General features: G+C 64.7%; 9 protein-coding genes and 2 pseudogenes. 5 read left to right on the forward strand and 6 right to left on the reverse strand.

Annotation, left to right across the window (positions count from 1 at the left end; genetic code table 11):
- A partial coding sequence (locus tag MGN01_RS23890; protein ID WP_507762754.1) for a CBS domain-containing protein occupies positions 1-251 on the forward strand: 251 nt, incomplete at its 5' end.
- Between the two features lie 45 nt (positions 252-296).
- Here the strand turns inward: MGN01_RS23890 and MGN01_RS22890 are convergent.
- Together MGN01_RS22890 and MGN01_RS22895 are read right to left on the reverse strand one after the other, a co-directional pair.
- Positions 297-518: a hypothetical protein gene (locus MGN01_RS22890; protein ID WP_238257805.1), complete on the reverse strand. Its 222-nt coding sequence runs from the start codon at positions 516-518 to the stop codon at positions 297-299.
- A 398-nt stretch (positions 519-916) separates the two neighbouring features.
- Positions 917-1,924 (reverse strand): magnesium and cobalt transport protein CorA, encoded by a 1,008-nt coding sequence (locus MGN01_RS22895; RefSeq protein ID WP_147049105.1) that lies wholly within the window; start codon positions 1,922-1,924, stop codon positions 917-919.
- A 194-nt stretch (positions 1,925-2,118) separates the two neighbouring features.
- Between MGN01_RS22895 and MGN01_RS22900 the strand changes: the two genes are divergently transcribed.
- Together MGN01_RS22900 and MGN01_RS22905 are read left to right on the forward strand one after the other, a co-directional pair.
- Complete coding sequence (locus MGN01_RS22900) at positions 2,119-2,283, forward strand: carbohydrate porin (RefSeq protein WP_373319165.1); 165 nt, start codon at positions 2,119-2,121, stop codon at positions 2,281-2,283.
- Positions 2,284-2,292: 9 nt separating this feature from the next.
- Positions 2,293-2,511: pseudogene (locus MGN01_RS22905) on the forward strand (MgtC/SapB family protein); the annotation flags it as partial.
- A 118-nt stretch (positions 2,512-2,629) separates the two neighbouring features.
- Here MGN01_RS22905 and arsB read toward each other — a convergent pair.
- The 4 genes and pseudogenes from arsB to MGN01_RS22925 form a co-directional block, all read right to left on the reverse strand.
- A complete protein-coding gene (arsB, locus tag MGN01_RS22910; protein ID WP_147049107.1) occupies positions 2,630-3,694 on the reverse strand; it encodes an ACR3 family arsenite efflux transporter in 1,065 nt (354 codons plus the stop codon).
- A gap of 8 nt (positions 3,695-3,702) precedes the next feature.
- The gene (arsC, locus tag MGN01_RS22915; protein ID WP_147049108.1) at positions 3,703-4,128 is read right to left on the reverse strand and encodes an arsenate reductase (glutaredoxin); all 426 of its coding nucleotides are present in this window, start codon (positions 4,126-4,128) and stop codon (positions 3,703-3,705) included.
- Positions 4,128-4,657, reverse strand: a pseudogene (locus MGN01_RS22920) (arsenate reductase ArsC). The gene arsC and the pseudogene MGN01_RS22920 overlap by 1 nt, the downstream one beginning before the upstream one ends.
- Entirely contained in the window at positions 4,650-5,009 is a 360-nt protein-coding gene (locus MGN01_RS22925; RefSeq protein ID WP_147049109.1) for an ArsR/SmtB family transcription factor, read from the reverse strand. Before MGN01_RS22925 ends, MGN01_RS22920 begins: the two are co-directional and overlap by 8 nt.
- 50 nt (positions 5,010-5,059) lie before the next feature.
- Between MGN01_RS22925 and arsH the strand changes: the two genes are divergently transcribed.
- Both arsH and MGN01_RS23895 read left to right on the forward strand, forming a co-directional pair.
- On the forward strand, positions 5,060-5,806 hold the full coding sequence (gene arsH, locus MGN01_RS22930) for an arsenical resistance protein ArsH (RefSeq protein ID WP_147049110.1): 747 nt from the start codon (positions 5,060-5,062) through the stop codon (positions 5,804-5,806).
- Positions 5,807-5,898: 92 nt separating this feature from the next.
- Complete coding sequence (locus MGN01_RS23895; protein ID WP_170246134.1) at positions 5,899-6,072, forward strand: hypothetical protein; 174 nt, start codon at positions 5,899-5,901, stop codon at positions 6,070-6,072.
- Positions 6,073-6,184 lie beyond the last annotated feature (112 nt).

The following is a 6,184-nucleotide window of genomic DNA, read 5'->3' on the forward strand; positions in this document are numbered from 1 at the left end:
GGCGCTCACCCTTCGCAGCGGCCGGCACAGGACGCTGCGAGCGCGACGTCATCTCGCGCGTCATTGCCGACGGTCTCGATCCGCATTCCACGCTGGTGCGGGACATGATGACCCCGCCCCCCAGACCGTCGATTGTCGGGGAAAGGCTCGCCGACGGTTTCCAGATGATGCTCGACGGCCATTTCCGGCACCTGCCAGTGAGGCGGGACGAGGAGGTCATCGGCATGATCTCAATGCGGTCGCCGGCATAAGGGTAGTGGGCCAGCTTGGAAAGCTCGACCGGCGCAGCCCATTGGCTAACTGGCGGAAGCCTTCTGAGCGGCCTTGCGCTTCTTCTTGCCCAACTTGCTGCGCTTGATCGGCGCTTCCTCATCGGTCGCGCGTTCGCTGATGGCGAAGCCGTGGAGCTGCTTCCCCTGCTCGGGGTCTACGGTATCGCCCTCTGTCAGAGCGTAGAATGCCGCCCGAACAATTTCCTTCTTGCTGCTCTCAGGATGGCGCTCGCGTGCAGCGGTCATCAGCTCCTTCGGCTTTGTCCCAGGTGTTGCGAGGCTACGAAGTGTAGCCGACAAAGTTGTTATCGAGGACATATGCTGCTTTCAACTGTCGGATTGGATGGCAACGCTCAGCTTATCGGCTTCAGTCTCATATGACAAAAGCAAGACAGAGCCGCGTTGATGGCTGTTGCGGATCGATCACTACGTGAGGCGGTCCGGTCTACTACAAGGTCGCCAGTTCCTGTCAGAGACCCGGGACCACCTTGAGCGCGACCGTCAGACCGACGGCGCGCTCTTCTTGTTGTACGGTCCGCGCTTGCCCGGCTTCGTCTCGAACAGCTCCGCGATCCTCACGGTGTGATCGACCGTACAGGGCGTGCCCGTGATAGCTGGGTACCGATCAGGAATGTGCCGCTGCGTTACAGCCAGCCGCTTCTGCGGAACCGCCAGTACAGGACGGCACAGGCAGCAAAGATGCCGCCGAGCACCATGAAGTAGCCGTAGCGCCACTTTAGCTCGGGCATGAACTCGAAGTTCATCCCGTAGATACCGGCGATTGCGGTTGGGACGGCCAGGATGGCCGCCCAGGCGGCCAGACGGCGCGTGATGTTGGTCTGCTGGGCTTGGCCGAGCATCAGGCTCGCCTCGAACGCGAAGGCCAGGACTTCGCGCACAGCGTCGATCTCGTCCTGCGCGCCCCGCAGGTGGTCGGACACATCGCGGAACAGTGGCTGCATCTCTTCGTCGATGGCCACCATGTCGCCGTGCTCCAGCTTACGGCAGACTTCGACGAGCGGCACCACGGCGGTGCGTAGGCGCAGGAGGTCACGGCGCAGCAGGTACAGCCGCTCGATCTCATCCGGGCGCAACTCGCGCTTCAGGACGCTGTCCTCGATGGCCTCGACCTCGGCCAGCACGGTCTCCATCACGGGCGCGTAGTTGTCGACGATGAAGTCGAGCACGGCGTATAGGATGTAGTCCTCGCCATGCGCGAGGAGCCCGGGGCAGGCCTCGGTCTTCTCGCGCACGGGCGCATAGGAAACGGAGGCTCCGTGGCGGACCGTGACCACGAACCCCCGGCCAACGAACACGTGCGTCTCGCCGAGCATGATGCGCCTTGAGGCGAGCTGAGCGGTGCGGGCGACCAGGAACAGGCAATCGCCGTAGCGTTCGAGCTTGGGCCGCTGGTGCGCGGTCTGGGCATCTTCGATGGCGAGGGGGTGCAGGCCAAACTGCGCCTGGACCTGTCCCAGCAGCTCCGCCGACGGCTCGTACAGGCCGATCCAGACGAGGTGGCCAGGCTGGCGCGCCCACTTGCCCGCCTCCTCAAGTTCCACGTCCGCTACGCGCCGCCCTGCCGCGTAGGCGGCGGACATGACGACGCCCGGCTTCTGTGTCGGCGCGGATGCGATGGGTGTAGCGAGCATTTGCGTTCAACCTCCTCGGCCTGCCAGATGGATGCCGAGGCGGCTGCCGTCACTGCTCAGGTGTCGCTTCTCGGTGGCGGTAACACCCACAGGCTGATGACAGATTCTTGACAGTCACCGTCGATGTTGCGGCAACTTAGCAGGCGGATCTTGCCTGCCCGGTTGCACTCAGTTCTGCGCTGGCGCGTGGCCGGCTGACCCGCTGCGCTCGTGAGAACGCGTTTGAGGCGTTCTATGCGGTAAGCCTGACTAAGGTGATGACCGTCACCTTCGACTACCAGCACGTCGAGAACCCGGCGTACAATCAGGACCGGGGCCCATCGGACTTCTTTGCAGCCCGCCTGCACGTGGATTTCTAGGCCTGAGCCATGCTGACAAGCCTTCTCACCTCGCCACTTCCCGAGGAACTGAAATCCGCGATAAGCCAGCTCGTGGCCTTCGTGCTCGGCACGGTGATCGGGGCCGAACGGCAGTACCTGCAGCGCACCGCGGGCTTGCGCACGGCTGTGCTGGCGGCGGGCGCAGCCGCGTTCGTCGACCTCGGCATGCGCCTGGCCGGCGGCGACGGCGCGACGCGCACGGTGTCTTTGGCGACGGGCGCCGCCAGCATGCCGAGCAGGTAGGACGATCAACCCCAGGTGAGGATTTCGACCACGCCCCGGGGCAGAGATGACGGCCAGGCGGCTCCGGTGACCGCCGGCCATGTCAGGCGTCATGGGCAGCTGGCCTGAGCGCTGCATTGCGCCTGGCGCCGCGCTCGTACCAACCCTGGCTGCGGTTCACGATCCACACCACCGTCAGCATCACGGGTACCTCGATCAGCACGCCAACCACCGTGGCGAGGGCAGCACCGGAACTGAACCCGAACAGGCTGATGGCGGCGGCCACGGCCAGCTCAAAGAAGTTGCTGGCGCCGATGAGCGCCGAGGGGCCGGCGACACAATGCTGCTCGCCGGCTACGCGGTTCAGCACATAGGCAAGACCGGAGTTGAAGTAGACCTGGATCAGGATCGGCACGGCAAGCAGACCGATTACGGCCGGCTGGGCCAGGATCTGCTCGCCCTGGAAGCCGAACAGCAGCACGAGTGTCGCGAGCAACGCCACCAACGAGACCGGACCCAGCTTGGCGAGGAGCTGGTCGAGAGCCTTCTGGCCTCCTGAAACAAGCAGGGCGCGGCGGAGGACTTGGGCGATGATCACCGGGATGACGATGTAGAGCACCACCGAGAGCACGAGCGTGCCCCACGGGACGGTGATCGCCGAGAGCCCGAGCAACAGGCCGACGACCGGCGCGAAGGCCACGACCATGATGCTGTCGTTGAGCGCCACCTGGCTCAGGGTGAAATGTGGCTCGCCTCGAGTGAGGTTCGACCACACGAACACCATCGCGGTGCAGGGCGCGGCGGCCAGGATGATGAGCCCAGCGATGTAGCTGTCGATCTGGTCGGCTGGCAGGTAGGGCCGGAACAAGTAGCCGATGAAGAGCCAGCCCAGGGCGGCCATCGAGAAGGGCTTCACGGCCCAGTTGATGAAGAGCGTCACCCCGATCCCGCGCCAGTGCCGGCCAACGTGGCGCAGCGAGGCGAAGTCGATCTTGAGCAGCATGGGGATGACCATGAGCCAGATCAGGATCGCGACAGGCAGGTTGACCTTCGCGATCTCGGCATCGCCGATAGCGTGGAAGACGCCCGGCATGACATGCCCAAGGGCAACACCGGCCACGATGCAAAGCCCGACCCAGACAGTCAGGTAGCGCTCGAATGTGCTCATGGGGATCCTCAGGCGGTGGCGACGCGACGGCCGTGCTCATCGATGACGCGCTCGCCGTCTTCCTTCAGGAACTCGCCCTGCTGCTGCGGCAAGAGATCCAGCACTGCCTCGGACGGCCGGCAGAGGCGCACGCCCTTCGGGCTCACGACGAGCGGCCGGTTGATCAGGATCGGATGCTCTATCATCGCATCGATCAGCTGGTCGTCGGTCAACGATAGATCGGCCAACCCCAGCTCGGCATAGGGCGTGCCTTTCTCGCGGACGAGATCGCGCACAGAGATCCCAGCCCGGTCGACGAGCTGACGCAGCAGCGCTCGTGTCGGTGGGCTCTTCAGATACTCGACGACATGCGGCTCGATGCCGGCGTTGCGGATCATCGCCAGGGTGTTGCCGGACGTGCCGCAGGCCGGGTTGTGGTAGATCACGACGTCCATCACACGACCTCCGGCCGGGGGGGGACGTGGCACCTTCCTGCTGGCCGATCTCGCGGACCTTGGACGACAGGGCGACCTGATCGAGGCTGCCGAGTGGCAGGGCGACGAAGGCGGCGATCCGGTTCTTGAGGAAGCGCTGCGCCGTAACGAAAGCCCGCTTGCGCTCCATCTCCGAGCCTTCCGCCGCGGCGGGATCCTCAATGCCCCAATGGGCCGTTACCGGCTGACCGGGCCAATAGGGGCATGCCTCGCCAGCGGCGTTGTCACAGACGGTGAAGACGAAATCCATGATCGGAGCGTCAGTCCTGGCGAACTCATCCCAGGACTTCGAGCGTAGGCCCTCGGTCGGGTAGTCGCTCTCGCGCAGCACCTGTAGCGCCAGCGGGTGCGGCTCGCCTTTCGGCTGGCTGCCGGCCGAGAAGGCACGGAAACGGCCATGGCCTTCCTTGAGGAGCATAGCCTCCGCCAGGATCGAACGGGCCGAGTTACCGGTGCAGAGGAACAGGACGTTATAGACGGGCTCAGGCATGGAGAGCGTCTCCAGTTGGGCAATCGCAAGCAGAAAGGGCGGCGACCGCTGGGTCGCAGACCTCAGGCCGGCCCTGGCAGCAGTCGCGCATCAGAAAGGCGATGAGGTTGGACAGGCCCTCGTAGGCAGCGCTGTAGATGATCGACTTGCCCTCGCGTCGGGACTGGATCAGCCCGGCATGGGAGAGCTCCTTCAGGTGGAAGGTCAGGTTCGTGGCCGAGACGCCGACCTCCGTCGCCAGTGCACCGGCCGCCAGCCCGTCAGGCCCGGCCGTGACCAGAGCGCGCACGACCCGAAACCGGTTCTCCTGACCGAGAGCTGCAAAGGCCGCGACAGCTTGCCGTTCGTCCATGATTGGTCCATTGATTCAATGTTTGTTGAAGCGTAGAGGACGATGCCGTCTTGAACAACCCCCAACAGCCTTTCGCCGATGCGATGCCGAACCTCAGCGAAGCGCATTTCGAGGTGCCAACGAGTGAGAGCGTCCACGCATCGACGCCATTCACCCACGCTCCGCGCTTTCTCATCCTCTACGGGTCACTGCGCGAGCGGTCGTTCAGCCGCTTCCTGGCCTACGAGGCGGCACGCCTCCTCGAAGCAATGGGCGGTGAGGTGCGGATCTTCGATGCCCACGGATTGCCACTGCCGGACGACGCAACTGCCGACCATCCGAAGGTCCAGGAACTCCGGCAGCTCTCGATCTGGTCCGAGGGACAGGTCTGGGTCAGCCCGGAGCGGCATGGCAACCTGGCTGGGGTCATGAAAAGCCAGATCGACTGGCTGCCCCTCAGCGAGGGCTCAGTGCGCCCGACCCAGGGGCGCACCCTCGCGGTCATGCAGGTCTCTGGCGGATCGCAGAGCTTCAACGCCGTGAATTCGCTCCGGGTGCTCGGGCGCTGGATGCGGATGATCACTATCCCGAACCAGTCCTCCGTGCCGATGGCCTACAAGGAGTTCGACGCCGCCGGCCGGATGAAACCGGGGCCGCTCTACGATCGGGTCGTCGACGTCTGCGAGGAGCTGTTCAAGTTCACGCTCCTGACCCGCGAACGAGCCGACTACCTGGTCGACCGCTACAGCGAGCGGAAGGAGCGCGAGCCCGAGCGACTCAAGGCCGTTGCGGCCGATATCGGGTTCTTGAAGCGCTGACATTGAGCACTTGCAGCTTGACCTTCCCCCGGGGGGAAGCCGCAGGTAGCGCAAGGCTGCCATTGGCGGCGCCCCCACGGAGAGGAACCCCCATGAAGAAGATCGCAGCGGCCACAGTCGCTCTCTTGCTGCTGAGCGCCGCGCCCGCAATGGCGATGAGCTGTTGTGCTGCTGGCAAGGGCAAAGCCGCGATGTGCAGCAAGGGCAAGAAAGGCGGTTGCTGCTGTGAGGGTATGACCAGCGGCAACATGACCAAGCGCGGCTGACGTTAGGGGTCTGGCGGCATGATTTGGAGTGCCGCCAGACCTTCACCGACGAGATGAGCAGGATTTTAGCCAACGCTGGCAGCAGGACGGCAAAGGGCATCAGTCCGAGGAT

Source organism: Methylobacterium gnaphalii (genome assembly GCF_007992215.1).
In the GTDB taxonomy this organism is placed as follows: Bacteria; Pseudomonadota; Alphaproteobacteria; order Rhizobiales; family Beijerinckiaceae; genus Methylobacterium; species Methylobacterium gnaphalii.